General features: G+C 70.8%; 27 protein-coding genes. 14 read left to right on the forward strand and 13 right to left on the reverse strand.

Features of this window, described 5'->3' with window-relative positions:
* Positions 1-22 precede the first annotated feature (22 nt).
* The 4 genes from S1361_RS26720 to S1361_RS26735 all read right to left on the reverse strand — a co-directional run bounded on the left by S1361_RS26720 (position 23) and on the right by S1361_RS26735 (position 2,682).
* Entirely contained in the window at positions 23-499 is a 477-nt protein-coding gene (locus S1361_RS26720) for a MarR family winged helix-turn-helix transcriptional regulator (protein ID WP_030339333.1), read from the reverse strand.
* A gap of 92 nt (positions 500-591) precedes the next feature.
* On the reverse strand, positions 592-1,401 hold the full coding sequence (locus S1361_RS26725; protein WP_208034465.1) for an AIM24 family protein: 810 nt from the start codon (positions 1,399-1,401) through the stop codon (positions 592-594).
* Positions 1,398-2,048: an AIM24 family protein gene (locus S1361_RS26730; RefSeq protein ID WP_208034466.1), complete on the reverse strand. Its 651-nt coding sequence runs from the start codon at positions 2,046-2,048 to the stop codon at positions 1,398-1,400. The genes S1361_RS26725 and S1361_RS26730 overlap by 4 nt, the downstream gene beginning before the upstream one ends.
* A 1-nt stretch (position 2,049) precedes the next feature.
* Entirely contained in the window at positions 2,050-2,682 is a 633-nt protein-coding gene (locus S1361_RS26735; RefSeq protein ID WP_208036781.1) for an AIM24 family protein, read from the reverse strand.
* A gap of 154 nt (positions 2,683-2,836) precedes the next feature.
* Here S1361_RS26735 and S1361_RS26740 point away from each other — a divergent pair, with 154 nt between their 5' ends.
* The 5 genes from S1361_RS26740 (at position 2,837) to S1361_RS26760 (ending at position 5,705) form a co-directional block, all read left to right on the forward strand.
* Positions 2,837-3,181, forward strand: a complete 345-nt coding sequence (locus S1361_RS26740) for a DUF3817 domain-containing protein (RefSeq protein ID WP_208034467.1) — start codon at positions 2,837-2,839, stop codon at positions 3,179-3,181.
* Positions 3,178-3,471, forward strand: a complete 294-nt coding sequence (locus S1361_RS26745) for an MTH1187 family thiamine-binding protein (RefSeq protein ID WP_208034468.1) — start codon at positions 3,178-3,180, stop codon at positions 3,469-3,471. Before S1361_RS26740 ends, S1361_RS26745 begins: the two co-directional genes overlap by 4 nt.
* A 148-nt stretch (positions 3,472-3,619) precedes the next feature.
* Positions 3,620-4,369 carry a hypothetical protein gene (locus S1361_RS26750; RefSeq protein ID WP_208034469.1) on the forward strand — a complete coding sequence of 250 codons (750 nt, stop codon included), beginning with the start codon at positions 3,620-3,622 and terminating at the stop codon, positions 4,367-4,369.
* Positions 4,366-5,046, forward strand: a complete 681-nt coding sequence (locus S1361_RS26755; RefSeq protein WP_208034470.1) for a DUF4166 domain-containing protein — start codon at positions 4,366-4,368, stop codon at positions 5,044-5,046. Before S1361_RS26750 ends, S1361_RS26755 begins: the two co-directional genes overlap by 4 nt.
* Positions 5,043-5,705 carry a TetR/AcrR family transcriptional regulator gene (locus S1361_RS26760; protein WP_208034471.1) on the forward strand — a complete coding sequence of 221 codons (663 nt, stop codon included), beginning with the start codon at positions 5,043-5,045 and terminating at the stop codon, positions 5,703-5,705. The genes S1361_RS26755 and S1361_RS26760 overlap by 4 nt, the downstream gene beginning before the upstream one ends.
* A 70-nt stretch (positions 5,706-5,775) precedes the next feature.
* On the opposite strand, the gene S1361_RS26765 is transcribed toward S1361_RS26760, so the two are convergent.
* Positions 5,776-6,756 carry an ArsR/SmtB family transcription factor gene (locus S1361_RS26765; RefSeq protein ID WP_208034472.1) on the reverse strand — a complete coding sequence of 327 codons (981 nt, stop codon included), beginning with the start codon at positions 6,754-6,756 and terminating at the stop codon, positions 5,776-5,778.
* A gap of 91 nt (positions 6,757-6,847) precedes the next feature.
* On the opposite strand from S1361_RS26765, the gene S1361_RS26770 reads away from it, so the two are divergent.
* The 4 genes from S1361_RS26770 to icmA all read left to right on the forward strand — a co-directional run bounded on the left by S1361_RS26770 (position 6,848) and on the right by icmA (position 10,780).
* Positions 6,848-8,101: an MFS transporter gene (locus tag S1361_RS26770; protein ID WP_208034473.1), complete on the forward strand. Its 1,254-nt coding sequence runs from the start codon at positions 6,848-6,850 to the stop codon at positions 8,099-8,101.
* An 11-nt stretch (positions 8,102-8,112) separates the two neighbouring features.
* A complete protein-coding gene (locus tag S1361_RS26775) occupies positions 8,113-8,622 on the forward strand; it encodes a MarR family winged helix-turn-helix transcriptional regulator (protein WP_208034474.1) in 510 nt (169 codons plus the stop codon).
* A gap of 43 nt (positions 8,623-8,665) precedes the next feature.
* Positions 8,666-9,004 carry a DUF3817 domain-containing protein gene (locus S1361_RS26780; protein ID WP_208034475.1) on the forward strand — a complete coding sequence of 113 codons (339 nt, stop codon included), beginning with the start codon at positions 8,666-8,668 and terminating at the stop codon, positions 9,002-9,004.
* A 75-nt stretch (positions 9,005-9,079) separates the two neighbouring features.
* On the forward strand, positions 9,080-10,780 hold the full coding sequence (icmA, locus tag S1361_RS26785) for a coenzyme B12-dependent isobutyryl-CoA mutase large subunit (protein WP_208034476.1): 1,701 nt from the start codon (positions 9,080-9,082) through the stop codon (positions 10,778-10,780).
* A gap of 233 nt (positions 10,781-11,013) precedes the next feature.
* On the opposite strand, the gene S1361_RS26790 is transcribed toward icmA, so the two are convergent.
* On the reverse strand, positions 11,014-11,736 hold the full coding sequence (locus tag S1361_RS26790; RefSeq protein WP_243769312.1) for a TetR/AcrR family transcriptional regulator: 723 nt from the start codon (positions 11,734-11,736) through the stop codon (positions 11,014-11,016).
* 205 nt (positions 11,737-11,941) lie between these two features.
* Here S1361_RS26790 and S1361_RS26795 point away from each other — a divergent pair, with 205 nt between their 5' ends.
* From S1361_RS26795 to S1361_RS26810, 4 genes are all read left to right on the forward strand, one after another.
* Positions 11,942-12,913, forward strand: a complete 972-nt coding sequence (locus S1361_RS26795) for a tetratricopeptide repeat protein (RefSeq protein WP_208034477.1) — start codon at positions 11,942-11,944, stop codon at positions 12,911-12,913.
* A 622-nt stretch (positions 12,914-13,535) separates the two neighbouring features.
* A complete protein-coding gene (locus S1361_RS26800; RefSeq protein WP_208034478.1) occupies positions 13,536-14,174 on the forward strand; it encodes a DUF6230 family protein in 639 nt (212 codons plus the stop codon).
* A 117-nt stretch (positions 14,175-14,291) separates the two neighbouring features.
* Positions 14,292-14,843: a DUF6114 domain-containing protein gene (locus S1361_RS26805; protein ID WP_208034479.1), complete on the forward strand. Its 552-nt coding sequence runs from the start codon at positions 14,292-14,294 to the stop codon at positions 14,841-14,843.
* Positions 14,833-16,257 (forward strand): hypothetical protein, encoded by a 1,425-nt coding sequence (locus tag S1361_RS26810; protein ID WP_208034480.1) that lies wholly within the window; start codon positions 14,833-14,835, stop codon positions 16,255-16,257. The genes S1361_RS26805 and S1361_RS26810 overlap by 11 nt, the downstream gene beginning before the upstream one ends.
* 96 nt (positions 16,258-16,353) lie before the next feature.
* Here the strand turns inward: S1361_RS26810 and pyk are convergent, their stop codons facing one another.
* From pyk to pta, 3 genes are all read right to left on the reverse strand, one after another.
* Entirely contained in the window at positions 16,354-17,778 is a 1,425-nt protein-coding gene (pyk, locus tag S1361_RS26815) for a pyruvate kinase (RefSeq protein WP_208034481.1), read from the reverse strand.
* An 84-nt stretch (positions 17,779-17,862) separates the two neighbouring features.
* Positions 17,863-19,074 (reverse strand): acetate kinase, encoded by a 1,212-nt coding sequence (locus S1361_RS26820; RefSeq protein WP_208034482.1) that lies wholly within the window; start codon positions 19,072-19,074, stop codon positions 17,863-17,865.
* The gene (pta, locus tag S1361_RS26825; protein ID WP_208034483.1) at positions 19,071-21,173 is read right to left on the reverse strand and encodes a phosphate acetyltransferase; all 2,103 of its coding nucleotides are present in this window, start codon (positions 21,171-21,173) and stop codon (positions 19,071-19,073) included. Before pta ends, S1361_RS26820 begins: the two co-directional genes overlap by 4 nt.
* 192 nt (positions 21,174-21,365) lie before the next feature.
* On the opposite strand from pta, the gene S1361_RS26830 reads away from it, so the two are divergent.
* Complete coding sequence (locus S1361_RS26830; protein WP_208034484.1) at positions 21,366-22,391, forward strand: ATP-dependent 6-phosphofructokinase; 1,026 nt, start codon at positions 21,366-21,368, stop codon at positions 22,389-22,391.
* A 36-nt stretch (positions 22,392-22,427) separates the two neighbouring features.
* Here the strand turns inward: S1361_RS26830 and S1361_RS26835 are convergent, their stop codons facing one another.
* The 4 genes from S1361_RS26835 to S1361_RS26850 all read right to left on the reverse strand — a co-directional run bounded on the left by S1361_RS26835 (position 22,428) and on the right by S1361_RS26850 (position 26,297).
* The gene (locus S1361_RS26835; protein WP_243769313.1) at positions 22,428-23,117 is read right to left on the reverse strand and encodes a helix-turn-helix domain-containing protein; all 690 of its coding nucleotides are present in this window, start codon (positions 23,115-23,117) and stop codon (positions 22,428-22,430) included.
* Between the two features lie 119 nt (positions 23,118-23,236).
* Positions 23,237-24,064, reverse strand: a complete 828-nt coding sequence (locus S1361_RS26840; protein ID WP_208034486.1) for a carbohydrate ABC transporter permease — start codon at positions 24,062-24,064, stop codon at positions 23,237-23,239.
* The gene (locus S1361_RS26845; RefSeq protein WP_208034487.1) at positions 24,064-24,927 is read right to left on the reverse strand and encodes a carbohydrate ABC transporter permease; all 864 of its coding nucleotides are present in this window, start codon (positions 24,925-24,927) and stop codon (positions 24,064-24,066) included. Before S1361_RS26845 ends, S1361_RS26840 begins: the two co-directional genes overlap by 1 nt.
* Positions 24,924-26,297: an extracellular solute-binding protein gene (locus S1361_RS26850; protein ID WP_208034488.1), complete on the reverse strand. Its 1,374-nt coding sequence runs from the start codon at positions 26,295-26,297 to the stop codon at positions 24,924-24,926. Before S1361_RS26850 ends, S1361_RS26845 begins: the two co-directional genes overlap by 4 nt.
* Positions 26,298-26,349 lie beyond the last annotated feature (52 nt).

A 26,349-nucleotide genomic window follows, 5' to 3' on the forward strand; every position in this document is an offset into this window, starting at 1 on the left:
CCGCCGGGCTTCTCCGCGAGGCTCAGGGGCGCCCGCGCTGCCCTCTCAGGTGCTCGGCGATCGGTTTGAGCGCCTTGTCCAGTTCCATCAGCGCGTCCGGCGACAACAGGTCGATGAAGTGCCGCCGCACCGATGCCACATGGTGCGGCGCGACCTTCTTCATCGTCTCCATGCCGTGCTCGGTGAGCACGGCGTACAGTCCCCGGCGGTCCGACTCGCAGTTCTCACGGCGCACCAGGTTCGCGTTCTCCATACGCGTGATCTGGTGCGAGAGCCGGCTCTTGGACTGGAGGGTCGCGGAGGCCAGGTCGCTCATCCGCATCCGCACGTCGTCCGACTCGGACAGGTTCACCAGGATCTCGTAGTCGTTCATTGTCAGGCCGAACGGCTGCAGATCCTTCTCGAGCTGGTACGTCAACAGCCTGTTGACCTCCAGGTGGGTGCGCCAGGCGCACTGCTCCGCATCGGTCAGCCAGCGCGTGGCCGTCTCGGTCTCCATGAATGAAGTCTACCTAAGAAGTTGAATGGCGAACTACTTCGGGTGGTGTGACTGTGCGCACGCGTTCGACGTCACACTCCGCAGACTACCGCTCACAGCCCGAAGCGACGCTGGAGGTCCCCCAGCTGTCCGGGAAGGCGCGGTACGCCCGACGATTGCGGACCGTGTCCGTCCGGTGCCGTTCCGCCACCTCCGGGGACCCCCGGTTCGGGAGGAACCACCCCCGTCGCCGCCTCGGCCACAAGGGTCTCCGTCGACTGCAGCAGGACCGTCCCGGCGCCCACGAACTCGAACTGGTGCTCCTCGCCGGAGACCCCGCCGAGGCCCGTCACCGAGCGTAGTCCGCCCAGTACACCCGCCATGTAGCCGTGGTCGTAGTGGTGGCACGGGGACGGGCAGTCGGCCCATCCGACGAGTGCCTGGGGGTCGACGCGGATCGGAGGTTCCATGAACACCACCGGCCCGTTGGATGCCGCGACAAACTTCCCGGTTCCGATAAGGGTCAGAAAACCCGGCACGATCGATTGCTTGAGCGCGAGACTTGGCTGAAAAGCGAGCAGGTTGCCCGCGCGAATGGTCAAGTTCCCGTCGTCCAGGTCGTAGGAGTTGACGTCGAAGGCCCGGTCGGCCAGCAGCATCTTGCCGGAGCCCGCCGCCACGACCCAGTCGCTTGCGTGCAGTGGCGAATGGAACGCCGTACGGACAAGTCGGTCGAGTCGCCCGTGGCCGATGCCGTTGAACTCGATCGCCCCGTAGTAGGCGATCATCTTCCCCTTCTGCAGGAACCACTGCCCGCTCCTGAGCTCGACGCAGAAGGTGTACTTGTTCACGTTGTCGTCGGCGGGCAGGGTCGCCGGGTCGTACACGACCGGTCCGGGGCCCGGGGCTCCGTACGTGCTCACAGCTTCTCCTCCGACGCCTGGACGTAGACCGTGCCGTTGCCGCTCAGCTCCAGCTGGAAGGCCTCGCCGGAGCCGCGGCCGACCATGTCGCGCCAGCCGAGGGCGGTGGACAGCTTGTTGCGGACCTCGCCGTGGTGGGCGACGTAGGCCTGGGGGTCGACGTGGACCGGGCGCTGCGGGGTGACCGGGATCTCGAAGACGCCGCCGTGCGCCATCACGGCCACCGAGCCGTGGCCCTGGAGGGTCGTGGTGAACAGGCCCTGCCCGGTGACCTGGCCCCGGACCATGCCCATGACCCCGCCCTGGGAGCCCATGAACATCGTGCCCTGGCGCAGCGTGCCCTCGAAGGCGAGCAGCCGGTCCGCCTCGACGTGGAGCGTGTCGCCCGAGAGGGTGATCACATGGACGTGGTGGCCGCCGTGCCCGAAGAAGACCGTGCCGCTGCCCTCCACGGTCATCAGCGGGGTGGCCTCGCCGGCCACCCGCCGCCCGATCATGGACATCAGCCCGCCCTGGCCGCCCTGGACGTTGGGCGTGAAGGACACGTCCCCCCGGTAGGCGAGCATCGCCCCGCGCTGGCTGAACAGCCGCTGCCCAGGCGCCACGGTCGCCTCGACCATCTTGGAGTTGATCTCTCGGAAGGTCATGTCACAGGTCCCCCGCGATCGTGTTCCGCTCGCTCGGCTGCACGTACACCAGTCCGTCGCCCTCGAAGCGGATCTGGAACGCCTCGCCGCCGCCCTCCCCGAGGAGCGTGCGGAACGTCACACCGGACTGGAAGGACTGCCGGAGATCGCCCTGGTGGGCGACGTAGGCGCCGGGGTCGACGATCAGCGGGTACTGCGGGCTGACCCGGAGGACGACCGCCGGCCCGTCGGAGACGATCGCCGCCTGGCCGTGGCCCTCCACGGTCGTCGTGAACAGGCCGTTGCCCTGCGAGGCCCCGCGCAGCCCCGTGAAGGTCGTGCCCGTCCGCAGCCCCGCGTCCGTCGCCAGCAGGTTGCCCGCCTCCACGTAGAGCTTGTCGCCCTGGAGGCTCACCAGGTTGATCTCGGACGCCCGGTCCGCGAACCAGCAGGTGCCCTGCCCTCTCACCTCCATCACCGTCATCTGCTCGCCGGTGAGCCGCCGGGTCACCATCCCGCGCAGCCCCTCGCCGCCACCGCTCAGCTTCTTGAAGGCCATCTGCCCGTCGTACGCGACCATCGAGCCGTTCTTCGCCTTGACGGCATCCCCGGTCATGTCGACGGCGAGCACCTTGCTGCCCTGGAGTCGGAACATCGCCACGCTGCGAAAGTAGCGGCCGGGCGGGTGGACGGAACAGGGCCCGGGGGTGGATACCCACCCTGAGCGGACCCCTAGGGGCGCGGTTTGCCACAATGGGGGAACGCTTGTGCGTGCGTTCACAAACGATTACTCCCACCGAAGGTGACCCGTGGACATCAAGACCGCCACCTCCCTCCGCCGTCTCCGCCTGGTCTCGGCCCCGGAGGCCGTGTCCTTCCTGATCCTGCTCCTCTGCTCGGTGCTGAAGCGGACCACGGACTTCAACGCGGTCCCCGTGATGGGCGCGATCCACGGCGTCCTGTTCGTGCTGTACGTGATCTTCTGGGCGGACGCCTGGAACCGCGCCAAGTGGCCGCTGAAGACGGCGGCCCTCTACTTCGTCCTCTCGGTGCTGCCCACCGGCGGTTTCTTCGCCGAGCGCAAGTTGCGCCGCGAGGCCGAGGACGCCGTCATCGCCGCCCGGGCCCGCAAGGAAGGGGCCGTGAACGCATGATCGTCGCCTTCTCCGTGACGCCTCTCGGCGTCGGCGAGGACGTGGGGGAGTACGTGGCCGACGCCGTGCGCGTGGTCCGCGAGTCGGGCCTGCCGAACCGCACCGACGCCATGTTCACCTCGATCGAGGGGGAGTGGGACGAGGTCATGGACGTCGTCAAGCGGGCGGTCGCGGCCGTGGAGGCGCGCGCACCGCGCGTGTCGCTCGTCCTCAAGGCGGACGTCCGGCCCGGGGTGACGGACGGACTCACCTCCAAGGTGGAGACCGTCGAACGGCACCTCGCGCAGTAGCCGGCGCGCCCCTCGCTTGCCGGAACCCCGGTCCTCTGGGCCGGGGTTTTCCCGCTCCCGCTGTTTGAGCGATCGCTCAAACCAGGTGTAGATTCGGGCGCGACCAGGATTTGAGCAGTCGCTCAAACACGCTCACGTGGGGGAACACATGGGTCTCTACATAGAGACGCACATCCGCGCCGACCTCGACGAACTGTGGGCCCGCACCCAGGACCCGGCCCGGCACCAGCGCTGGGACCTGCGCTTCACCGAGATCCACTACCTCCCGCGCGCGGAGGGCGAACCGCAGCGGTTCCGTTACGCCACCCGGGTGCTGCCGTTCCTCACGGTCTCCGGCACCGGCGTCGCCGCCGGCGAGAAGGAGCGCCCCGACGGCACCCGAACCTCCGCCCTGCGCTTCGCCTCCCCGCACCCGCTCTCCCTGATCGCGGAGGGCGGCGGCTACTGGCGCTACGTCCCCGACGCCCACGGCGTCCGCTTCCTCACCGGCTACGACTACCGCCCCCGCTGGGGAGCCTTCGGCGCCCTCGCCGACCGCCTGCTGTTCCGCCCGCTCATGGGCTGGGCGACCGCCTGGTCCTTCGACCGGCTCCGGCTCTGGCTGGAGCGGGGCGTCACCCCCGAGCGGGCCCTGACCAACTGGCTGGCCGAGCTGACCGCCCGCGCGCTCCTGCTCGCCCTGTGCCTGACCGCGCTCGGCCGGGGCTCGCTCCCCGGCCCGGCCCCCCTCGCGGACTCGATGGCCTACCTGTGCCCGCTGCTGCTCGTGCTCGGCATCTCCCTCGCCCTGTTCAAGGGACCGCTCGCCGCGACCCCGGCGGCCCGCCGCTGCCTGCGCGCCCCCGCCACCCGTACCCGCGCGCCCCGGCTGCTGAAGGCCCTGGAGGAGCACGGATGACGTCGATCTTCCAGACCGCGATGGGCCCGGACTTCCACCGCCTCCACCCGGCCCTGCGGCGCCGCTTCTCGGTGGGTCTGGCCGGTGGCGAGGCGTGCACCGGCCGGGGTGTGATGGACCGGATCTGGCACGGACCGGCGTTCGTCAGGCCGTTCCTCGCCCTCGGCGCCACCCGGAACATCCTGGTCCCGCGGGCCGGCCGGAACATTCCCTTCGTGATCGAGAACGTGCCGTACGCCGACGGCTTCGGCCGTGAGACGGTGAGCTTCGTGCGCACCTTCGACCTGCCCGGCCGTGCCCGCCGCTTCGACGCGCAGATGGTGCTCGGCCCCCGGGGCGACCGCATCCTCGACTACCTCGGCACCCACCAGCACCTCGCCAGCGAACTGCACTTCCACGCCGAGCCCGACGGCTCCCTGCTGATCCGCTCCGGCGAACACCGGTTCCGGGAAGGGCCGGTGGACGTCCGGGTGCCCGAGCTCATCGGCGCCACGGCCGAGGTGCGGGAGTCGTACGACGACACGGCCGGCCGTTTCCGCATCCGCGTGCGCGTGGTGAACCGCTGGTTCGGGCCGCTCTTCGGCTACGAGGGCTCCTTCACCGCGTCGTACACCGACGTCCGCGCGCGGGGCGTGCGGCCCGGGCTGAGGCCGGTGCGGGAGGAAGCGCGCGCATGAGCCCCGAGACGGCGAAGTCGCAGGAGACCAAGGCCAAGCTGCTGGAGGGCGCCCTGCGGACGCTCACCGAGCAGGGCATCGCCAAGACCTCGGCCCGTACGGTGGCGGCGGCGGCCGGCGTCAACCAGGCGCTCGTCTTCTACCACTTCGGATCCGTGGACGAACTGCTCGCCGCGGCCTGCCGGTACGGCGCGGAGAAGGCGGTGGGCCGGTACCGCGAGCGGCTCGCCGCGGTGGGCTCGCTGTCCGAACTCCTCGCTGTCGGGCGCGAGATCCACGAGCGCGAGCGGGCCGGGGGGCATGTGGCGCTGCTAGGGCAGCTGCTGGCCGGGGCACCGGCCCACCCGGCCCTCGGACCGGCCACGGCCGCCGGTCTGCAGCTGTGGATCACCGAGGTCGAGCAGGTGCTGCGCCGGGTGCTGGCGGCGACGCCGTTCGGGGAGTTCGCCGATCCGGTGGGGCTGGCGCGGGCCGTGGCGGTGGCGTTCGTGGGGATCGAGTTGTACGAGGGGGTGGACGAGGCGGGGGCCGGTGCGGCGCTGGACGCGCTGGAGCAGCTGGGGGCGCTGGTGAGCGCGGTGGAGTCCTTGGGGCCGGTGGCCCAGCGGGCCGTGCGGCATCACCTGCGGCGGCGGGGGCGGGGCTCCTCGCCCGCCTGACCGGGCTCAGGGGCCGCCAAGGGTCCGTTGGGGGCGCCGTTTCCCGGGCCGGCGGCACGAGCCGCACCCGTCAGCCACCCGACGCCAGCGCCATCCCCAGCGGTGTCCGCTCGTACAGCACCTGGTGGCCGTAGCGGCGGGCGGTCAGCAGACCCGCGTCGCGCAGGGTCGTCAGGTGGGCCGACACCGAGGACGGGGCCAGGCCCAGCCGGTGCGCCAGGGTGCTGGTGGTGGCCGGTTCGGTCAGGGCGGTCAGGACCGTGGCGCGGTTGCGGCCCAGGAGGCGTACCAGGGTCTCGGGGGTTCGGGTCGCGGGGCCGGTCCACAGGCCGGCGAGGGCGCGGGCCGGGTAGACGAGGGCGGGCTGCCACGGGGGCTCGAAGCCCGTGACCACGTCGGGCCAGGAGAACGCGCTCGGCATCAGCACCAGGCCCTGGCCGCCGAGGTCGCGCGCGTACTCGGTGTGCAGCGCCAGGGTCAGCGTGCGGCCGTTCCAGGACAGCCGGGGGTCCAGCTCCGGCAGCAGTCTGCCGAGGCCCACCTCGGCCAGCCGCCGCGAGTGGTAGGCCACGTCGGCCTCCAGCAGGGCGCGCAGCCGGAGCCAGTCCGGCTCGACCAGCACCCGCCAGGCCTCCTCCAGGAGATCCGCCAGTTCCTGCACCATCCGCGCCGGGTCCGCCAGCCAGGCCCGGCCGCGGGCGGACTCCAGCGCGCCCGGAGTGCAGGCCAGCGAGCGGGCGGTGTCCTCGCGGGCCGCCTGCGGGTCGCACGCCCGGACGGCCGCGATCTCCTCCTCGAAGGTGGCGGCCGGCCCGATCGGCGGCGGACCGAGCCAGTCCGGCGAGTGCCCCCGCCGGGGCATCAGCAGCCACAGCGGAGCGAGGTCCAGCCCGGCCGCCGCCGCCCGGATCCGCCGCAGCCACGGCGCGTGGTAGCCGAGCCGGTCCGGCCGCTTCAGCGTCCGTACGGCCTCCTGCGTCTCCCAGAGCGGTGAGACCGCGAACCGGCAGCGCAGGAGGTCGTCCTCGCCGAACCGGAGGAACGAGGGCACGGACACCTCCTGGGCGGGACGGCCTGCGGGAACATTCGGACCGAGCCGAAACTCTACGGCCGTCCGCCGCCGACCGGGCACGCTGCCCGGCATGTCCGCACCCTCACAGGCGGCCCCGGCGCGCCCCGCCGGATACGGCCGTGTCCTCGCCGTGCCCGAGTTCCGGGCCGTCTTCGCCGCGCACGTGCTGTCCATGCTCGGCGTGATCGTCAGCGAGGTCGCCCTCTCCGTCCTCGTCTACGACCGCACCCGCTCACCCCTGCTGAGCGCGCTCACCTTCGCCGTGGGTTTCCTGCCGTACGCCGTCGGCGGCACCCTGCTCGCCCCGGTCGCCGACCGCTTCCCGGCCCGGCGGGTGCTCGTGACCTGCGACCTGGTGTGCGCGGGCTGCGTGGCCGTGATGGCGGCCCCCGGCACCGGCATCGGCGCCCTGCTCGCCCTGCGCTGCTGCCTCGCCGTAGTCTCCCCGGTGTTCGCTGGCACCCGCATGGCCACCCTCGCCGACGTCCTCGGCGCCGGCGAGCTGTTCGTGCTCGGCCGCTCCCTGCTGCGGATCGTCGCCCAGAGCGCCCTGCTCGTCGGCTACGGCCTCGGCGGGCTGCTGCTCACCGTCGTCGCGCCCCGCCCCGCCCTCGTGATCACCGTCGGTACCTTCCTCGCCTCGGCCGCCCTGCTCCGCCTCGGCACCCGGCACCGGCCGGCCCGCACCCGGGACCGTACCCAGCCCCCGCCCGGGCTCCGGTCGCTCCTCGCCCGCCCGCGGGTACGGCTCCTCCTCCTTCTCTTCTGGGTGCCGCCCGCGTTCTCCGTCGTCCCCGAGGCCCTCGCCGCGCCGTACGCCGACGCCCTGGGCAGCGGTTCCGCCGGCCTGGGCCTGCTCATGTGCGCCCTGCCCGTCGGCACGGTGGCCGGCGAGCTGTTCGCCGGCGCCCGGCTGCGGCCCACGGCCCGCGAACGCGTCGCCCTCCCGCTCCTGTGTCTGTCCCTGCTGCCGTACCTCGGCTACGCCCTGCGGCCCGGGCTCGCCGTGTCCCTGCTGCTCCTGCTGCTGTCCGGGGCCGCGTCGGCGTACACCCCGGGCCTGGACCAGTGGTTCGTGCGGGCCGTGCCGGCGGAGCTGCGCGGGCGGGCCATGACCGTGCTGAGCGCCGGGCTGATGACCGTGCAGGGCGTCGGCATGGCGCTGGCCGGCGTGGCCGCGCAGGCGGTGGGGGTGCGGGCGGCCGTGGCGGGCGCCGGTGCGCTCGGCACGCTGTGCTGCGCCGGGCTCGCCCTGGCCGTCCTACGCGAACGGCCGGCGACCGAAACCCGAGACAGAGCTGACCGGCATATGACCGGCCGGTAGGGTCTGAAAACGTGCCGAAGCCTCTCAGCCTTCCGTTCGACCCCATCGCCCGCGCCGACGAGCTCTGGAAGCAGCGCTGGGGAAACGTGCCGTCCATGGCCGCGATCACCTCGATCATGCGGGCCCAGCAGATCCTGCTCGCCGAGGTCGACGCGGTGGTCAAGCCGTACGGGCTGACGTTCGCCCGCTACGAGGCGCTGGTGCTGCTCACCTTCTCCAAGGCCGGCGAGCTGCCGATGTCCAAGATCGGTGAGCGGCTGATGGTGCATCCCACGTCCGTGACGAACACGGTGGACCGCCTGGTGAAGTCGGGGCTGGTCGCCAAGCGGCCCAACCCCAACGACGGCCGCGGCACCCTCGCCGTCATCACCGACAAGGGCCGCGAGGTGGTCGACGCGGCCACCCGTGACCTGATGGCCATGGACTTCGGGCTCGGGGTGTACGACGCGGAGGAGTGCCGGGAGATCTTCGCGATGCTCCGGCCGCTGCGGATCGCGGCACACGACTTCGACGAGGAGTGACCCGGGGCAAGATCTCCCGGAACGGGTGGTTACGCTCGGCTCCATGAAAAAAAGCGTGCTGACCCGCTACCGCGTCATGGCCTACACCACCGGTGTGCTGCTGGTGCTGCTCTGCCTGAGCATGATCGCGAAGTACGGGCTGGACGTCGACGGTGCCGCCGACTTCACCCGGGTCGTCGCCATCGCCCACGGCTGGCTGTACGTCCTCTACCTGATCTTCGCCTTCGACCTGGGCTCCAAGGCGAAGATGCCGGTCGGGCGCCAGCTCTGGGTGCTGCTCGCGGGCACGATCCCCACCGCCGCCTTCTTCGTGGAGCGGAAGATCAGCCGCGAGCTGGAGACCCGGGTCGCCGACGAGGCCCCGGCCGTCGCCAAGGCCTAGCGGATACCGCCGTACGGACGCCGTGCGGCGGTCTGCCATCGACATTTACTAGGACGTCCTAGTAAATTCGAGGGTATGGACGCTCACGCCATCGAGGAGGGCCGCCGACGCTGGCAGGCCCGCTACGACGCCGCGCGCAAGCGCGACGCGGACTTCACCACGCTCTCCGGCGACCCCGTGGAGCCGGTGTACGGGCCCCGACCGGGCGACACGTACGAGGGATTCGAGCGGATCGGCTGGCCCGGGGAGTACCCCTTCACGCGCGGGCTCCATCCGACCGGCTACCGCGGACGTACCTGGACGATCCGGCAGTTCGCCGGGTTCGGCAACGCCGAGCAGACCAACGAGCGGTACAAGATGATCCTCGCCGCCGGCGGCGGTGGTCTGTCGGTCGCCTTCGACATGCCGACGCTCATGGGCCGCGACTCCGACGACCCGCGCTCGCTCGGCGAGGTCGGGCACTGCGGAGTCGCCATCGACTCGGCCGCCGACATGGAGGTGCTGTTCAAGGACATCCCGCTGGGGGACGTGACGACGTCCATGACCATCAGCGGGCCGGCGGTGCCCGTCTTCTGCATGTACCTGGTCGCCGCCGAACGGCAGGGTGTGGACCCGGGGGTGCTCAACGGCACCCTCCAGACCGACATCTTCAAGGAGTACATCGCCCAGAAGGAGTGGCTCTTCCAGCCGGAGCCCCATCTGCGGCTGATCGGCGACCTGATGGAGTACTGCGCGGCAGGTATCCCCGCGTACAAGCCGCTGTCCGTCTCCGGGTACCACATCCGGGAGGCGGGGGCGACGGCCGCGCAGGAGCTGGCCTACACGCTGGCGGACGGGTTCGGGTACGTCGAGCTGGGGCTCAGCCGCGGGCTCGACGTCGACGTCTTCGCGCCCGGGCTGTCCTTCTTCTTCGACGCGCACGTCGACTTCTTCGAGGAGATCGCCAAGTTCCGCGCGGCCCGGCGCATCTGGGCGCGGTGGATGCGGGACGTGTACGGCGCGACGTCCGACAAGGCGCAGTGGCTGCGGTTCCACACGCAGACCGCGGGTGTCTCGCTGACCGCGCAGCAGCCGTACAACAACGTGGTGCGTACGGCCGTGGAGGCGCTGGCCGCCGTGCTCGGCGGGACCAACTCGCTGCACACCAACGCCCTGGACGAGACCCTCGCGCTGCCCAGCGAGCAGGCCGCGGAGATCGCGCTGCGGACCCAGCAGGTGCTGATGGAGGAGACCGGGGTCGCCAATGTGGCCGATCCGCTGGGTGGTTCGTGGTACGTCGAGCAGCTGACGGACCGGATCGAGGCGGACGCGGAGAAGATCTTCGAGCAGATCAAGGAGCGGGGGCTGCGGGCTCACCCGGACGGGCGACACCCGATCGGGCCCATCACGTCCGGGATCCTGCGGGGGATCGAGGACGGGTGGTTCACCGGGGAGATCGCGGAGTCCGCGTTCCGGTACCAGCAGGCGCTGGAGAAGGGTGACAAGAGGGTCGTCGGCGTCAACGTCCACACCGGGTCCGTCACCGGGGACCTGGAGATCCTGCGGGTCAGCCACGAGGTGGAGCGGGAGCAGGTGCGGGTGCTCGCCGAGCGGAAGGCGGGGCGCGACGAGGCGGCGGTGCGGGGGGCGCTGGACGGGATGCTCGCCGCGGCGCGGTCCGGGGCCAACATGATCGAGCCGATGCTGGAGGCTGTGCGGGCCGAGGCGACGCTGGGGGAGATCTGCGGGGTGCTGCGGGACGAGTGGGGCGTGTACACCGAGCCCCCCGGCTTCTAGGCACCGTCGGCCGGCTGCCGGCCCACCAGGGGGCTCCGCCCCCTGGACCCCCGGCCTGTGCACCACCCGACTCGGCCGGCCGGGAGGTGACCGTCGCGTGCAGCTCGATCGGCTGGGAGGTGGCTGTCGCCGTCCGGCTCGGTCGGCCGGTAGGTGGCCGTTGCCGTTTGCTTGGTCGGCCGGGGGTGGCTGTCGCCGTGCGGCTTGGTCGGCCGGTAGGTGGCCGTCGTCGCCTACTCGGTCGGCTGGGGGGTGGCTGTCGGCGTTTCCCCGGTCGGCCGGGGAGCGGCTGTCGTCGTTTTCTCCGTCGGCCGGTAGGTGGCCGTCGTCGGTTGTTCCGTCGGCTGGGAAACGAGGCCCAGGAGGAGCAGGCGGGTGAAGGTGTGGACCCAGTTCTCGTCCGCCGGTTTGCCGCTGACCAGGGTGCGGTGGACGACCGCGCCCGCGACCACGTCGAAGATGAGGTCCACCGTACGGGCGGACTCGCCGGGATCCGGTTCCGGTGGGAGCTCGCCCCGCCGCTGGGCCCGGGCGCGGCCCTCCAGGACCAGCCGCAGCTGGCGGTCCACGATGGAGGCGCGGATGCGTTCGCGCAGGGCCTCGTCGCGGGTGGCCTCGGCTACCACCGCCATCAGGCCACTCTTGGCCTCCGGCCGGGCCAGGATCGCCGCGAACTGGAGCACGACGCCCTCGATGTCCGCGGCCAGGCTGCCCCGGTCGGGCAGTTCCAGCTCGTCGAAGAGTTCCGCGACGGCGTCCACGACCAGTTCGTTCTTGCCGGCCCAGCGGCGGTAGAGCGTGGTCTTCGCAACCCCGGCCCGGGTGGCGACGTCTCCCAGCGTGAGCTTGGACCAGCCCAGTTCGACCAGAGCCTCCCGGGTCGCGGCCAGGATCGCGGCGTCCGCGGCGGCGCTGCGCGGGCGTCCGGTTCGGCTGGCGGGGGTGCGGCTCTGCATTCATCGACCATAACCGGCGGGATCTGTGCGGTCGTGAGGGAGATCACCGGCGCGTGGTGTCGCGGGGTGCCCTCATGGCATTACGCTACGGGTCGTAGCGAAAGCTCGTGAGGGACGTACACGGGCGACAACCGAGGCGTGGGGTGGGGACCCGGCGCCGCACATCGCTTTTCACTCAGGCGTGAGATCGGGGGAGGATAGACGCATGCAGCCACGGAACATGTCCATGAGCGGTGTCGTCGACCTCGCCGCGGTGAAGGCGGCCCAAGAGGCCAAGGCCAAGGCCGAGCAGGCACGCGCCGAAGCCGCCCGGCAGGGCGGGACGGGAGCCGTCTCCCCGGCCGATCTCGTGATCGACGTCGATGAGGCAGGGTTCGAGCGGGACGTCCTGCAACGCTCCGCCGAAGTCCCGGTCGTCATCGACTTCTGGGCCGAGTGGTGCGAGCCCTGCAAGCAGCTGAGCCCTGTCCTGGAGCGGCTGGCCGTCGAGTACAGCGGGCGCTTCCTCCTCGCCAGGATCGACGTCGACGCCAACCAGATGCTGATGCAGCAGTTCGGGATCCAGGGCATCCCGGCCGTCTTCGCCGTCGTGGCCGGACAGGCGCTGCCGCTCTTCCAGGGGGTGGCCGGCGAGCAGCAGATCCGGCAGACCCTGGACCAGCTGGTGCAGGTCGCCGAGCAGCGCTTCGGCCTGACCGGCCTGACCGTCGACCCGGACGCCGAGCCGGGCGGTGCCGCGGAGGCCGCGGCGCCCGAGGGGCCGTACGAAGCGGCCCTGAACGCCGCCGCGCAGGCGCTGGACGCGGGCGACCTGGGCGGGGCGATCCAGGCGTACAAGAACGTGCTGGCCGACGACCCGGCCCACCCGGAGGCCAAGCTGGGCCTGGCGCAGGCCGAGTTGCTCCAGCGGGTGCAGGGCACGGACCCGCAGAAGGTGCGCCAGGAGGCCGCCGAGAAGCCGAAGGACATCCAGGCGCAGATCGCCGCCGCCGACCTTGACCTGGTGGGTGGTCACGTCGAGGACGCCTTCGGGCGGCTGATCGAGACGGTGCAGCGCACGGTGGGTGACGACCGGGACGCGGTACGGCGCCGGCTGCTGGAGCTGTTCGAGGTCGTGGGCCAGGAGGACCCGCGCGTGGTCGGCGCCCGTCGTGCGCTCGCGCGCGCCCTGTTCTGACCAGTCGTTAAACGCCCCGGCATGTGGTGCCGGGGTGAAGGGTTTGCCGACGAGGAGTCACGCAGACGGCGCTTTACCAAATCTTGGTAATCGCGGCCGCTGTTACTGCGAGTAAATCGAGGCCGTTGGTCTGTCTGGATTCGTCCAGGGATCAACGGCTTTGCTCTGCCCCTGGATGCCACCGAGCGTTGCATTCCGAGACCGGCCGGTCGTACTCCGGTTATCCGGCCGTTACTAGCCAGTAACGAACCCCCTTGTGCCCGGGCCGAGAATGCACCACGATCGGCGACGCTCGGTCCATTCCCGTACCCCGGCACCCGGTCGGGTCACGGGAGACTCTGGGTCCCCACCGAGCAGAGCCGGCGGCAGTGGCGCCGGGTCTAGGGCAGGGGGGTCTTCGCCGGCCGGTGAAGCCTGTCCAGCAAGGTTGTGCGTGATGCGTGTCAGGCGCGACCAGTGGTTGTCGCTCGGGGGTGATCGCCGGTGATTCGGGCGCGGTTCGCGCCGCCGACCGCAGGCGCTCTCCTTCCCGAGGACGTAGCACTTCTCCCATCCCTGCCCGGCTGAGCCGCCGACTGGGGCGAGCCCGGGCCAGGAGATGTACGTCCGAGAAGGAGGAAATATGGAGTCCCAGGTGCGTGGCGGGACCAGATGGAAGCGGTTCGCTGTGGTCATGGTGCCCAGCGTGGCCGCCACGGCGTGCATAGGTGTCGCCCTCGCGCAGGGCGCTCTGGCCGCGTCGTTCAGCGTGTCCGGTCAGTCGTTCAAGGTGTCGGCGGACCAGCTGGTCGGCACCGGCTTCTCGCAGTACGGCGCCATCGACAGCGGCTACACCATGGACGGCAAGAAGACGGCGCACCCGGTGGCCGTCTCGGCGTTCAAGCACGCGGAGATCACCAACCTGTGCCAGTCCGTGGTCACGCCCGACGTGCCGATCTTCGGTAACGTCAGCCTGATCCTGCGGGCCGGTGGCGAGGGCGCCGAGAAGGTCCAGGCCGACAACATCTACATCGACGTTGCCGACCTCAGCGCCGACGCGACGTTCGACAACATCGACATCGGTGTGGCCGCCAAGGACGCCTCCAAGGGTCCGGGCATGAAGGGCGGCGGCGAGCAGGCCAACCCGTTCGGCTTCGCGCAGCAGGCCGACAAGGCCACGCTGAAGAACGTGAAGCAGACGGCGTGGGCGACCACCGCCGGCACCTTCAAGCTCAGTGGCCTGAAGATGTCGCTGTCGACGGGTGTCAAGGAGTGCTACTAAGCACTCGCTGACGGGCGGGGGAGCCGGTGGCGCCCCCGCCCGTCCACTCTCCGGCCGCGTTGTCACACGCGGCACACATCACCACCACAGCAACGCCGCACCAGGGAGCTGTTTTCCATGAGCGCCGAGACTCCTGCCGCCGCACCCGGCCAGTTCACCCGCCGGAGGCTGCAGTTCCGCGCCTGGCGGGGCGCGCGTCCGTTCTGGGCCGGTCTGTTCGTCATGCTCGGCGGCTTTCTCATCCTGTACTTCCCGTACGCACACCTGCAGCTGGGCCATCTCACGATGACGATGGGGACCCCCGGCGGCTCCAGTTCCCTGATCATCGGTGGACTGCTCTTCGTCCTCGGGATCATCCTCTGGTTCCAGCAGCACATCCGGGTTTTCGGGGGCGTCGCGGCGATCCTGCTGGCGCTGGTGTCGATTCCGCTGTCCAACATCGGCGGCTTCATCGTCGGCTTCCTGTGCTCGCTGACCGGCGGGGCGATGGCCGTGGCCTGGGCGCCGGGCGCGCCTGCGCAGCCGCAGCCGCCGGCCGGACCGGACCAGGACGGTTCGCCCGCCGCCGCGCCCCTGCCGGAGCAGCGCGTGTACGGACTGGACAAGCCGAACGACCTGTCAGGAACCAACCCGGCCAACGGGGCGAACGGGAGGCACAGTGCCGGCTGACGAGGTGACCCGCGGGACCGACGTGGACGGGTCCCGCGCGAGAACCGGGCCCCGCCACGCGGCCCCCAGGAAGCCCCTGTTCACCAGGTTCCACATGCCGGCCGGCAAGGCCATAGCCTCCGTGGCGATGCCCACGGCGGTGCTCATGGGCATGGGCTTCACCTCCACGCTCGCCCTCGCCGACAACAACGGCAGCCCGGCCCCGTCGACGTCGGCGAAGAGCCTGACGGCCGACGAGTACAAGGACTGCGTCAAGGCGCTGGAGGGCGACAAGAACCCCTCGGCCTCGCCGTCGCCGTCCGCGTCGGAGAGCACTTCGGCCACGCCGTCGCCGTCGAAGACCGCCGAGAGCGGCAACACGCAGGAGTCCGGCAAGACCTCCGCACCGGAGTCGGGTTCCGGCGGTGACACGGCCAAGCCCGAGCCGACCGCTACGTCCGGCTCCGGCTCCGGCGGCTCGGACTCCGGTTCGTCCGGTTCGGACACGGGTTCGTCCGGCTCGGGTTCGGGTTCGTCCGGCTCGGGTTCGGGCTCCGGCAGTGACACGGACACGCCGGCGCCCACGGCGACCGGGGGCAGCGGCGGGAACGTGCTGGACACGATCGGCGACACGATCGGCGACGTCCTCACCGGCGGCAAGGACTCCGGCACGGAGTCGAAGAGCCCGGCCCCGACGCCGTCCGCATCCCAGTCGTCGGCCGCGGACACCGCGTCCACGGGCACCTCGCCCGCGGACACCTCGTCGGGCGGCGGCAAGGACTCCGGTGCCTCCGACACCGTGAAGGACACGGCCAAGAAGGCCACCGACACGGTCGGGGACACGGTGAAGGACACCACCGGCACCGTCTCCAAGGCCGGTGAGGACGCCACCAGGACGGCCGGGGACGCGACCGCGTCGGCCACGCCGAGCCCGTCCGCGAGCGAGTCCGCCTCCGCCGACGACTGCCCGGTGGCCACGGACGACGAGGGCGGCGTCGACAACAAGGTGCCGGTGGCGGACGACCCCTGGTACCTGAACGCCAGCTCCCTGCTCCTCAAGGGCGCCGACTACCAGGGCATCGTCAAGGTGAAGACGGCCAACGGCACCACCAAGAAGGTGCTGAAGTACGTCATCTCCGGCGGCACCGACATCGGCGACCTGCACCAGACGGTGCAGGACAAGCAGGCGAACAAGACGTACCACGTCCAGGCGGCCAAGGGCTCGACGTCCACCATCACCGGCGGCGACACGGTGATGTACACCGAGAGCATCTCGGGCAAACTGTTCGGTCTGATACCGGTGACCTTCAGCCCCGACAGCCCGCCCCCGCTGAACATCCCGCTGATCTACTTCACCGACGTCAAGGTGACGCAGGCGGCCCAGTTCGGCGGCAACCTGCACGTGCCCGGCATGCACGTGTACACGACCGACTGAGCGGTCGCACAAGCCGGTTCGGGAGCCGCACAACACCGAGGGCGCCCCCTGTCCAGGGGGCGCCCTCGGTGCCGTACCAGGCCCGTGCCGGACGGGTCAGCTGCTCTGGCCCAGGTGGTGGACGCGCAGCATGTTGGTGGTGCCGGGGACCCCGGGGGGCGAGCCGGCGGTGATGATGACCGTGTCGCCCGCGTCGAAGCGGCCCAGCTTGGCGATCTCCTGGTCCACCAGGTCGACCATCTCGTCGGTGGTGTTCACGAACGGCACGATGTGCGACTCCACGCCCCAGCTGAGGGTCAGCTGGTTGCGGGTGCCCTCGTCCGTGGTGAAGGCGATGATCGGCTGGGTCGCGCGGTAGCGGGACAGGCGGCGGGCGGTGTCACCGGACTGGGTGAACGCGATCAGGCCGCGGCCGCCGAGGAAGTCGGCGATCTCGCAGGCCGCGCGGGCCACCGAACCGCCCTGGGTGCGCGGCTTCTTGCCCGGCACGAGCGGCTGCAGGCCCTTGGACATCAGCTCCTGTTCGGCCGCGGTGACGATCTTCGACATGGTCTTGACCGTCTCGACCGGGTAGGCGCCCACGCTGGACTCGGCCGACAGCATGACCGCGTCGGCGCCGTCCAGGATCGCGTTGGCGACGTCGGAGGCCTCGGCGCGGGTCGGGCGGGAGTTGGTGATCATCGACTCCATCATCTGGGTCGCGACGATCACCGGCTTGGCGTTGCGCCGGCACAGCTCGATCAGGCGCTTCTGCACCATGGGGACCTTTTCGAGCGGGTACTCGACGGCGAGGTCACCGCGGGCGACCATCACGGCGTCGAACGCCGCGACGACGTCCTCCATGTTCTCCACCGCCTGCGGCTTCTCCACCTTGGCGATGACCGGGACCCGCCGGCCCTCCTCGTCCATGACGCGGTGCACGTCATGGATGTCCTTGGCGTCCCGGACGAAGGACAGCGCGACCATGTCGCAGCCCATGCGGAGGGCGAAGCGCAGGTCCTCGACGTCCTTCTCGCTCAGCGCGGGCACGTTGACGGCCGCGCCGGGCAGGTTGATGCCCTTGTGGTCGGAGATGACACCGCCCTCGATGACGATCGTCTTGACCCGCGCGCCCTCGACGTCCAGGACCTTCAGCTCGACGTTGCCGTCGTTGATCAGGACCTGGTCGCCGCGCGAGACGTCACCCGGCAGCCCCTTGTACGTCGTACCGCAGATGTGCTTGTCACCCGGCACGTCCTCGGTCGTGATGACGAACTCGTCACCGCGCTCCAGCTCGACCGGACCCTCGGCGAAGGTCTCCAGGCGGATCTTCGGGCCCTGCAGGTCGGCGAGGACGCCGATGGGACGGCCGGTCTCCTTGGAGGCGGCCCGGACGCGGTCGTACCGCGCCTGGTGCTCGGCGTGGGTGCCGTGGCTGAAGTTGAACCGGGCCACGTTCATGCCCGCCTCGATCATGGCGACGAGCATCTCGTGGGAGTCGACCGCGGGGCCGAGAGTACAGACGATTTTCGAACGGCGCATGGGGCGATCCTATCGGTTTGTTTCGCTACGGAATATTCCGTCTGGCGGAAGATACAAATGAGTGGCACACCGCTCAGGTGCTATTCAGTTGTTCTTTCCCACCAGTGCGTAGGTCTGCGTCGCGATCTCCAGTTCTTCGTCGGTCGGCACCACGGCGACCGCCACCCGCGCGGAGTCCGGCGAAATCAGCCGCGGCCCGCCGCCGCGTACGGCGTTCCGCTCCGGGTCGACCGCCAGACCCAGGCCCTCCAGGCCCGCGATCGCCGCCTCCCGCACCGGGGCCGCGTTCTCGCCGACCCCGGCGGTGAAGGCCACCGCGTCCACGGTGCCGAGCACCGCGTAATAGGCGCCGATGTACTTCTTGAGCCGGTGAATGTAAATGTCGAAGGCGAGTGCGGCCTCTTCGTCGCCCTCGTCGATCCGGCGGCGGATCTCCCGCATGTCGTTGTCCCCGCACAGACCGAACAGCCCGCTCCTCTTGTTGAGGAGAGTGTCGATCTCGTCCATGGACATATCCCCAACACGTGCCAAATGGAAGATGACGGCCGGATCCAGATCACCGGAGCGCGTACCCATCACGAGCCCCTCCAAGGGGGTCAGTCCCATCGAGGTGTCCACGCAGCGGCCCTTCTCGACCGCGGACGCGGAGGCGCCGTTGCCCAGGTGCAGCACGATCACGTTGACCTCGGACGGGTCCTTGCCCAGCAGCCGCGCGGTCTCCCGCGAGACGTAGGCGTGGGAGGTGCCGTGGAAGCCGTAGCGGCGGATCCGGTACCGGTCGGCGATCTTCGGGTCGATCGCGTAGCGCGCCGCGGACTCCGGCATCGTCGTGTGGAAGGCGGTGTCGAACACGGCGACCTGGGGCAGGTCGGGGCGCAGCCCCTGCGCGGTGCGGATGCCGGTGAGGTTGGCCGGGTTGTGCAGCGGGGCGACCGGGATCAGCCGCTCGATCTCGGTGAGCACCTCGTCGTCGATGATGGTGGGCTCGGTGAAGAACATCCCGCCGTGCACCACCCGGTGCCCGATCGCGGCCAGTTCCGGGGAGTCCAGGCCGAGGCCGTCGCGGCCCAGCTCCTCGGCGACCGCCTTGAGGGCGGCGTCGTGGTCGGCGATCGGACCGGTGTGCTCACGGGTGTCGCCACTGGTGAGGCAGGTGTGCTCGATCCGGGAGGTCTGCTCGCCGATGCGCTCGACCAGGCCCATGGCGAGCCGGCTGCTGTCCCGCATGTCCAGCAGCTGGTACTTCACCGACGAGGAGCCGGAGTTGAGGACGAGGACACGGGTGGGGGAGGTCACTGCTGGGACGCCTTCTCGTTCGGGGACTGGGCGGAGTTCTGGGCCTGGACCGCCGTGATGGCCACGGTGTTGACGATGTCCTGGACGAGGGCGCCCCGGGACAGGTCGTTGACCGGCTTGCGCAGGCCCTGGAGCACCGGGCCGACGGCGATCGCGCCGGCCGAGCGCTGCACGGCCTTGTAGGTGTTGTTGCCGGTGTTCAGGTCGGGGAAGATCAGCACGCTGGCCTGGCCGGCGACCTCCGAGCCGGGCAGCTTGGTCGCCGCGACGGACGGCTCCACGGCCGCGTCGTACTGGATCGGCCCCTCGATCTTCAGGTCCGGCCGGCGCGAGCGGGCCAGCTCGGTGGCCTCGCGCACCTTGTCGACGTCGGCGCCCGACCCGGACGTACCGGTGGAGTACGACAGCATCGCGATCCGCGGCTCCACGCCGAACTGCGCGGCGGTGCCCGCCGACTGGATGGCGATGTCCGCGAGCTGCTCGGCGTTGGGGTCCGGGTTGACCGCGCAGTCGCCGTATACCAGCACCTTGTCGGCCAGGCACATGAAGAACACCGACGAGACGATCGAGGAGTCCGGCCGGGTCTTGATGATCTCGAAGGCCGGGCGGATGGTGGCCGCCGTGGAGTGCACCGAGCCGGACACCATGCCGTCGGCCAGGCCCTCCTGGACCATCAGGGTGCCGAAGTAGTTCACGTCCGAGACGACGTCGTAGGCCAGCTCGACCGTGACGCCCTTGTGGGCGCGCAGGGCGGCGTACTGCTCGGCGAAGGCGTCGCGCAGCTCGGAGGTGGCCGGGTCGATCAGCTCGCTGTCGCCGAGGTCGATGCCGAGGTCGGCGGCCTTCTTGCGGATCTGGTCGACCGGGCCGAGCAGGCTCAGGTCGCACACGCCCCGGCGCAGCAGCACCTCGGCCGCCTGCAGCACCCGCTCCTCGGTGCCCTCCGGCAGGACGACCCTGCGCTTGTCGGAGCGGGCCTGCTCCAGGAGCTTGTGCTCGAACATCATCGGGGTGACCCGGTCGCTGCTCGGCGCGGAGACCCGGCGGGCCAGGCCGGCGGTGTCGGCGTACCGCTCGAACAGGCCGAGCGCGGTCTCCGCCTTGCGCGGGGTGGCCGCCGTCATCTTCCCCTCCATGGAGAAGAGCTGCTCGGCGGTGGGGAAGCTGTTGCCGGACACCGAGAGCACCGGGGTGCCCGGGGCGAGGCGGGCGGCGAGGGTGAGGATCTCCTCGCTCGGCACCTCGTTCAGGGTGAGCAGCATGCCGGCTATCGGCGGGGTGCCGGCGCTGTGCGCGGCGAGCGAGCCGACGACCAGGTCGGCGCGGTCGCCCGGGGTGACGACCAGGCAGCCCGGGGTCAGGGCGCCCAGGAAGTTCGGCAGCATGGCGCCGCCGAAGACGAAGTCCAGCGCGTCGCGGGCGAGGCCGGAGTCGTCGCCGAGCAGCACCTTCGCGCCCAGGGTCTGGGCGATCTGGGCGACCGTGGGCGCGGACAGCGCGGGCTCGTCGGGCAGCACGTACGTCGGCACCGGCAGCCGGCTGGCCAGCCGCTCGGCGATCTCGTCGCGGTCCTCGCGGGCGACCCGGTTGGCGACCATGGCCAGTACGTCGCAGCCGAGGCCGTCGTAGGCCCGGTAGGCGTTGCGGGTCTCGGCGAGCACGGACGCCGCGGACTGCTTGCGGCCGCCCACCACCGGGATCACGGAGGCGCCGAACTCGTTGGCGAGGCGGGCGTTCAGGGACAGCTCGTCCGGCAGCTGGGTGCCGGCGTAGTCGGTGCCGAGGACGAGGACGACGTCGTAGTCCCGGGCCACCAGGTGGAAGCGGTCGACGAGGACGGAGACCAGCTCGTCGGTGCCCTGCTCGGCCTGGAGTGCGGAGGCCCGGTCGTAGTCCATGCCGTAGACGGTCGCCGGGTCCTGCGAGAGGCGGTAGCGCGCCCGCAGCAACTCGAACAGCCGATCGGGGCCGTCGTGGACGAGCGGACGGAAGACCCCCACCCGGTCGACCTGCCGGGTCAGGAGTTCCATGACTCCCAGCTCCACGACCTGGCGGCCGTCACCGCGGTCGATCCCGGTCACGTACACGCTGCGCGTCACGTGTCCACTCCGTTCCTCTCGTCGCTTGTGTCGCCTATGTGGCATAAAAATCGCTCACCAAGGTGAGCAGAACCCTCTTGACAATACCCCTGCCGACGGATAAGGCGCCCGTCAAGATTTCACCTGCCCGGCGGACGTGAAAGAATCGACAACGGCTCACCGGCACCGACAGCGAGCAGGAGACACAGCACGATGCGCATCGGAGTTCTCACCGCAGGCGGCGACTGCCCCGGCCTGAACGCCGTGATCCGGTCGGTCGTGCACCGGGCGGTGGCGCAGTACGGCGACGAGGTCATCGGTTTCGAGGACGGTTACCGCGGTCTGCTGGACCGCCACTACCGCACCCTCGACCTGGACGCGGTCAGCGGCATCCTGGCCCGCGGCGGCACCATCCTCGGCTCCTCCCGGCTGGAGCGCGACCGGCTGCGCGAGGCCTGCGACGGCGCCGCCGACATGGTCGAGGAGTTCGGCATCGACGCGCTGATCCCGATCGGCGGCGAGGGCACGCTGACCGCGGCCCGGATGCTCTCCGACGCCGGCCTCCCGGTCGTCGGCGTCCCGAAGACCATCGACAACGACATCTCCTCCACCGACCGCACCTTCGGCTTCGACACCGCCGTCGGCGTGGCCACCGAGGCCATGGACCGCCTGAAGACCACGGCCGAGTCCCATCAGCGCGTGATGGTCGTGGAGGTCATGGGCCGGCACGCCGGCTGGATCGCCCTGGAGTCCGGCATGGCCGCCGGCGCCCACGGCATCTGCCTGCCCGAGCGGCCCTTCGACCCCGCCGACCTGGTCAAGATGGTCGAGGAGCGGTTCGCCCGCGGCAAGAAGTTCGCCGTCATCTGCGTCGCCGAGGGCGCCCACCCCGCCGAGGGCAGCATGGACTACGGCAAGGGCGAGATCGACCAGTACGGCCACGAGCGCTTCCAGGGCATCGGCACCGCCCTCGCCTACGAGCTGGAGCGGCGCCTCGGCAAGGAGGCCAAGCCGGTCATCCTCGGCCACGTCCAGCGCGGCGGCGTCCCGACCGCGTACGACCGCGTCCTCGCCACCCGCTTCGGCTGGCACGCCGTCGAGGCCGCGCACCGCGGCGAGTTCGGCCGGATGACCGCGCTGCGCGGCACCGACATCGTCATGGTGCCGCTCGCGGAGGCGGTCACCGAGCTGAAGACGGTGCCCAAGGACCGGATGGACGAGGCCGAGTCGGTCTTCTAGGCGGTCGTAGCGGTCCCAGAACGGTCGTACCGGTCCCTAGGCGGTCCGCTTCTCCACCGCCGCCCAGAAGTTCTCCACGATCCGGTCGAGGAACTCCCGCCCGGACTCGCTGGCGCTCCTGCTGCCGCCACCCCAGCTGAGGGTGGCGGCCATGTGCCCCTGGTAGTCCTCGTGCAGCTCCTGCAGCGCCCCTTCGAGGACGTCCGGGTCCAGGGGCGCCAGTTTGCGCACCGGCCGTACGTAGGCCTGCCAGCGCGTGGTCACCGCGCTGCGCAGCAGATCGGCGAGCTTCGCCCCGCGGCCGGTGACGGCGACGAAGTCGGGCAGGGCGAGGTCGAGGACCTGGGCGAGCACGGCCGACTGCCGCTCGTTGCCCCGCCACTGCCCGCTCTCCTCCATGCGCAGATACGACCGTACGTCCACGCCGACGGCACGGGCCACGTCCTCCGGCGCGACGGCCCGGGCGATGCGGTGCTCGCGCAGGGTCTGCGGCCGCCCGAACAGCTCACCCGGAGAACACCACAAGACGCCCGCCAGCGAGGTGAGTTCGGGGTGGCTCGGGGCGGCGGTGCCGCGTTCCCAGGCGATCACGAGGTCGGGTGTGACGTAGGGCAGTCCGTACGAGACCCGCATGCCGTGGGCGACGTGCTCGGGGCCCATGCCGAGCGCGGCGCGCAGTCTGCGGGCGGCCGGAGCGTTGAAGGGGGGAGCTGAGGGTTCACGCACCCGGCACAAGCTAGGGGCGCCGCACAGGGATCGCTACGGTCCGTTCAGCCAGGATCACGGATTGTCGGAACCCACAGTTCCGGCCGTTCGGTATGCAACGGACGGAACACCCTCCCGGGTCACCCCTTGACCGCGCCGCCCAGGGCGAACCCGCCGCCCAGCCGCCGTGCCACCAGGACGTACAGAAGGAGCACCGGCGTCGAGTAGAGCACGGAGAACGCGGCGAGCTGGCCGTAGGCCACCATGCCCCGGTTGCCGAAGAAGTCGTTGATGCTCACCGAGGCCGGCATCCGGTCCGGGGTGAGCAGCAGCATGAACGGGACGAAGAAGTTCCCCCACATCATCACGAACGAGAACACGGTCACCACGGCGAGCCCCGGCCCCATCAGCGGCAGCACGATCCGCAGCAGGGACTGCGCCGCCGAGGCGCCGTCCGTCCAGGCCGCCTCCTCCAGCTCCCGCGGCACGCCGTCCATGAAGTTCTTCATCAGCCAGATCGCGAACGGCAGCTGGGAGGCGGCGAAGAAGAAGATCGTGCCCTGGAAGGTGTCGATGAGGTTCACCCGGACGAACAGGGCGTACACCGGCACCATGATCGCCGTGACGGGCAGGCTGGTCGCGAACAGGACCGTCAGCAGGAACGGCCGGTTCAGCCGGGACCGGAACCGGGACAGCGGATAGGCGGCGAGGGCGGCGCAGCCGACGGTCAGCGCCGTGGCGCCCCCGCACAGGACCAGGCTGTTGAGCAGCGGGGTGTAGGTGATGTCCGGGGTCAGGACCGCCCGGAAGTTGTCCAGGGTGACCCCGCCCGGGACCCGGACCCGGAGGCCGGCGTGCGGGTCCACCGCGGACAGCAGCACCCAGGCGAGGGGCAGCGCGAAGGCGGCGGCCACGGCCAGCAGCGCGACGTCGGCGGCGAGCCGCCGGGAGGAACGCTTGCGGGGCATCAGACCTCCGTCCGCAGCAGCCGCAGGTAGACGACGGAGAACAGGGAGCCGACGACCAGCAGGAGCAGGGCGACCGCGGTGCCGTACCCGATCATGCTGTTCTGGAAGGCCTGCTCGTACATGTACAGCGGCAGGGTCTGGCTCCGGTTGCCGGGCCCGCCCCGGGTCATCACCCAGATCAGCCCGAAGACGGAGAGCGTCTGGAGGGTGTTGAGCATGAGGTTGGTGCCGATGGAGCGCCGGATCATCGGCAGGGTGATGTGCCACAGCCGCCGCCACCCGCCGGCCCCGTCCACCTCGGCGGCCTCCGTGATCTCGGCGGGGATCTCGTCCAGCGCGGCGGAGTACACCAGCATCGAGAACGCCGTCCCGCGCCAGACGTTGGCGAAGGACACCGCGAGGACGGGCAGCGTGAACAGCCAGTTCTGCCGGGGCAGGTGCAGCCAGTCCAGGATGGCGTTCAAGGTGCCCTCGCGCCGGAAGAACGCGTAGAGCAGGAACCCGGCGACGACCTCCGGCAGCACCCACGCGGTGACGACGATCCCGCCGGTCAGCGTCCGCACGGGCTTCGAGGCGCGCTTCATCAGCGCGGCCAGCGCGAGGCCCAGCGTGTTCTGCCCGATGAGCGAGGACAGCACCGTGAACACCAGGGTCAGCCGGACCGCGTGCAGGAACGCGTCGTCCCGGAACGCCCGGCGGAAGTTGGCGAGGCCGACGAAGGAGGAGTGGGCCTGGCCGGTCAGCTGGAGGTCGGTGAAGGCGATCCAGACGCAGTAGGCGATCGGCCCGGCGAGGAAGAGCAGCAGCAGGACCAGGGCGGGGGCGAGGGGGAGGGCCCGGACGGCCGGGTTCCCGCGCCTCACTTCCGGACCACTCGGCCGCCGGTGACGTCCTCGACCGTGGCGTCGTAGCCGCTCGCCGCCTCCGCCACGGACAGGTCACCGGTCGTGACCCCCTCCATGGCCTCCTGCACGGCGGTCGACACCTTCGGGTACGCCGGATACGCGGGCCGGTAGTGCGTACTCGCGACGAGGTCGGTGAAGAACCTGATGCCGGGCTGGGCGCCGGCGTACGCCGGATCGGCGGCGACGTCCTTCCGTACGGCGATCCCGGAGTTGGCGATGTACCACTTCCGGGCGTTGTCCTTCGTCTGCATCGTCCGGACGAACTCGAAGGCGAGGTCGGGGTTGCCCGCCTTGGCCGGGATGGACCAGGTCCAGCCGCCGGACATGCTCACCTTGCCGGGCGCCTGCCCGTTCTGCGTCGGCATGGCGGCGAGCCCCAGCTGCTTCGACCAGTCGGGCCACTCGTGCCCGCTGCCCGGCAGCCAGGCCTGCGGCAGCCAGGAGCCGTCGAGGGCGATGCCGAGTTTTCCCTGGGGGAGCAGTTCGCCGTTGACGGTGGTGTTGAAGTTCGGGTCGAGGGCGTCGGAGACGTCGGGGCCGAGCTTGTCCCGGTAGACGGTCTCCACGAACTTCAGCGAGTCCTCGAAGCCCTGGGACCCGGTGATCCACTTCTTGCTGCCGCTGTCGTAGAGCGGATCCCGTGTGCCGTCGCCGGTGCCGTACAGGAGCATCTCGAAGCCCTGCATCGTGGCCCGTTCACCGGCCGGCTTGCCGGTGTAGACGTTGAGGGCGACGACCCCGGGGACCTTCCGCTTGATGGTCCGGGCGGCGGCGAGGATGTCGTCCCACGTCTTCGGCTGCCAGTCGGTGGGTAACCCGGCCTTCCGGAACACCCGCTTGTCGAACCAGAGCCCGCGGGTGTCGGTCCCGTCCGGAACGCCGTACGTCTTCCCGTCCTGCCCCTTGGCCGCCGCCTTCGCCGTGCCGACGAACTGCCCCCAGTCCGGCCACTTGGCGAGATACGGGTCGAGCGGCTTCAAGTACCCGCTGGTGATGTCGGAGTTGATGAGGAAGGTGTCCTCGTAGACCAGGTCCGGGGCGGTCCGCGGCGAGCGCAGCATCTGCTGGAGCTTGGTGTAGTACTCGGCGTCCGGCGCCTTGATCGGCACGAACTCGACCTTCTTGCCGGGGTGTTCGTGCTCGAACTGCTTCTTGATCCCGGCGAGGTAGGTGTCCATCACCTTGACCGAGTTGTCGGTGGACTGCTTGTACGACACCTTCACCGTGTCCGGGCTGCTGCCGGACCCGCTGCCACAGGCGGTGAGGGCGGTGGCGGCGAGGGCGGTGGTGAGGAGGAGAGGGAGGGCGGCGGTGGGGCGCACGGGCATGACCTCCTGAGCACACGTGGGGGTGGCGCGGAGATTGCTGCCGTGTGAAGGT

Origin of the sequence: Streptomyces cyanogenus (genome assembly GCF_017526105.1) — a bacterium.
In the GTDB taxonomy this organism is placed as follows: Bacteria; Actinomycetota; Actinomycetes; order Streptomycetales; family Streptomycetaceae; genus Streptomyces; species Streptomyces cyanogenus.

Bases quoted from the DNA above. Each gene is read 5' to 3' on its own strand.
- S1361_RS26720 (WP_030339333.1), bottom strand. From the start codon at position 499: ATGGAGACCGAGACGGCCACGCGCTGGCTGACCGATGCGGAGCAGTGC.
- S1361_RS26730 (WP_208034466.1), bottom strand. From the start codon at position 2,048: ATGACCTTCCGAGAGATCAACTCCAAGATGGTCGAGGCGACCGTGGCG.
- S1361_RS26735 (WP_208036781.1), bottom strand. From the start codon at position 2,682: ATGTTCCGACTCCAGGGCAGCAAGGTGCTCGCCGTCGACATGACCGGG.
- S1361_RS26745 (WP_208034468.1), top strand. From the start codon at position 3,178: ATGATCGTCGCCTTCTCCGTGACGCCTCTCGGCGTCGGCGAGGACGTG.
- S1361_RS26750 (WP_208034469.1), top strand. From the start codon at position 3,620: ATGGGTCTCTACATAGAGACGCACATCCGCGCCGACCTCGACGAACTG.
- S1361_RS26755 (WP_208034470.1), top strand. From the start codon at position 4,366: ATGACGTCGATCTTCCAGACCGCGATGGGCCCGGACTTCCACCGCCTC.
- S1361_RS26760 (WP_208034471.1), top strand. From the start codon at position 5,043: ATGAGCCCCGAGACGGCGAAGTCGCAGGAGACCAAGGCCAAGCTGCTG.
- S1361_RS26770 (WP_208034473.1), top strand. From the start codon at position 6,848: ATGTCCGCACCCTCACAGGCGGCCCCGGCGCGCCCCGCCGGATACGGC.
- S1361_RS26780 (WP_208034475.1), top strand. From the start codon at position 8,666: ATGAAAAAAAGCGTGCTGACCCGCTACCGCGTCATGGCCTACACCACC.
- icmA (WP_208034476.1), top strand. From the start codon at position 9,080: ATGGACGCTCACGCCATCGAGGAGGGCCGCCGACGCTGGCAGGCCCGC.
- S1361_RS26790 (WP_243769312.1), bottom strand. From the start codon at position 11,736: ATGCAGAGCCGCACCCCCGCCAGCCGAACCGGACGCCCGCGCAGCGCC.
- S1361_RS26795 (WP_208034477.1), top strand. From the start codon at position 11,942: ATGCAGCCACGGAACATGTCCATGAGCGGTGTCGTCGACCTCGCCGCG.
- S1361_RS26800 (WP_208034478.1), top strand. From the start codon at position 13,536: ATGGAGTCCCAGGTGCGTGGCGGGACCAGATGGAAGCGGTTCGCTGTG.
- S1361_RS26805 (WP_208034479.1), top strand. From the start codon at position 14,292: ATGAGCGCCGAGACTCCTGCCGCCGCACCCGGCCAGTTCACCCGCCGG.
- pyk (WP_208034481.1), bottom strand. From the start codon at position 17,778: ATGCGCCGTTCGAAAATCGTCTGTACTCTCGGCCCCGCGGTCGACTCC.
- S1361_RS26830 (WP_208034484.1), top strand. From the start codon at position 21,366: ATGCGCATCGGAGTTCTCACCGCAGGCGGCGACTGCCCCGGCCTGAAC.
- S1361_RS26840 (WP_208034486.1), bottom strand. From the start codon at position 24,064: ATGCCCCGCAAGCGTTCCTCCCGGCGGCTCGCCGCCGACGTCGCGCTG.
- S1361_RS26850 (WP_208034488.1), bottom strand. From the start codon at position 26,297: ATGCCCGTGCGCCCCACCGCCGCCCTCCCTCTCCTCCTCACCACCGCC.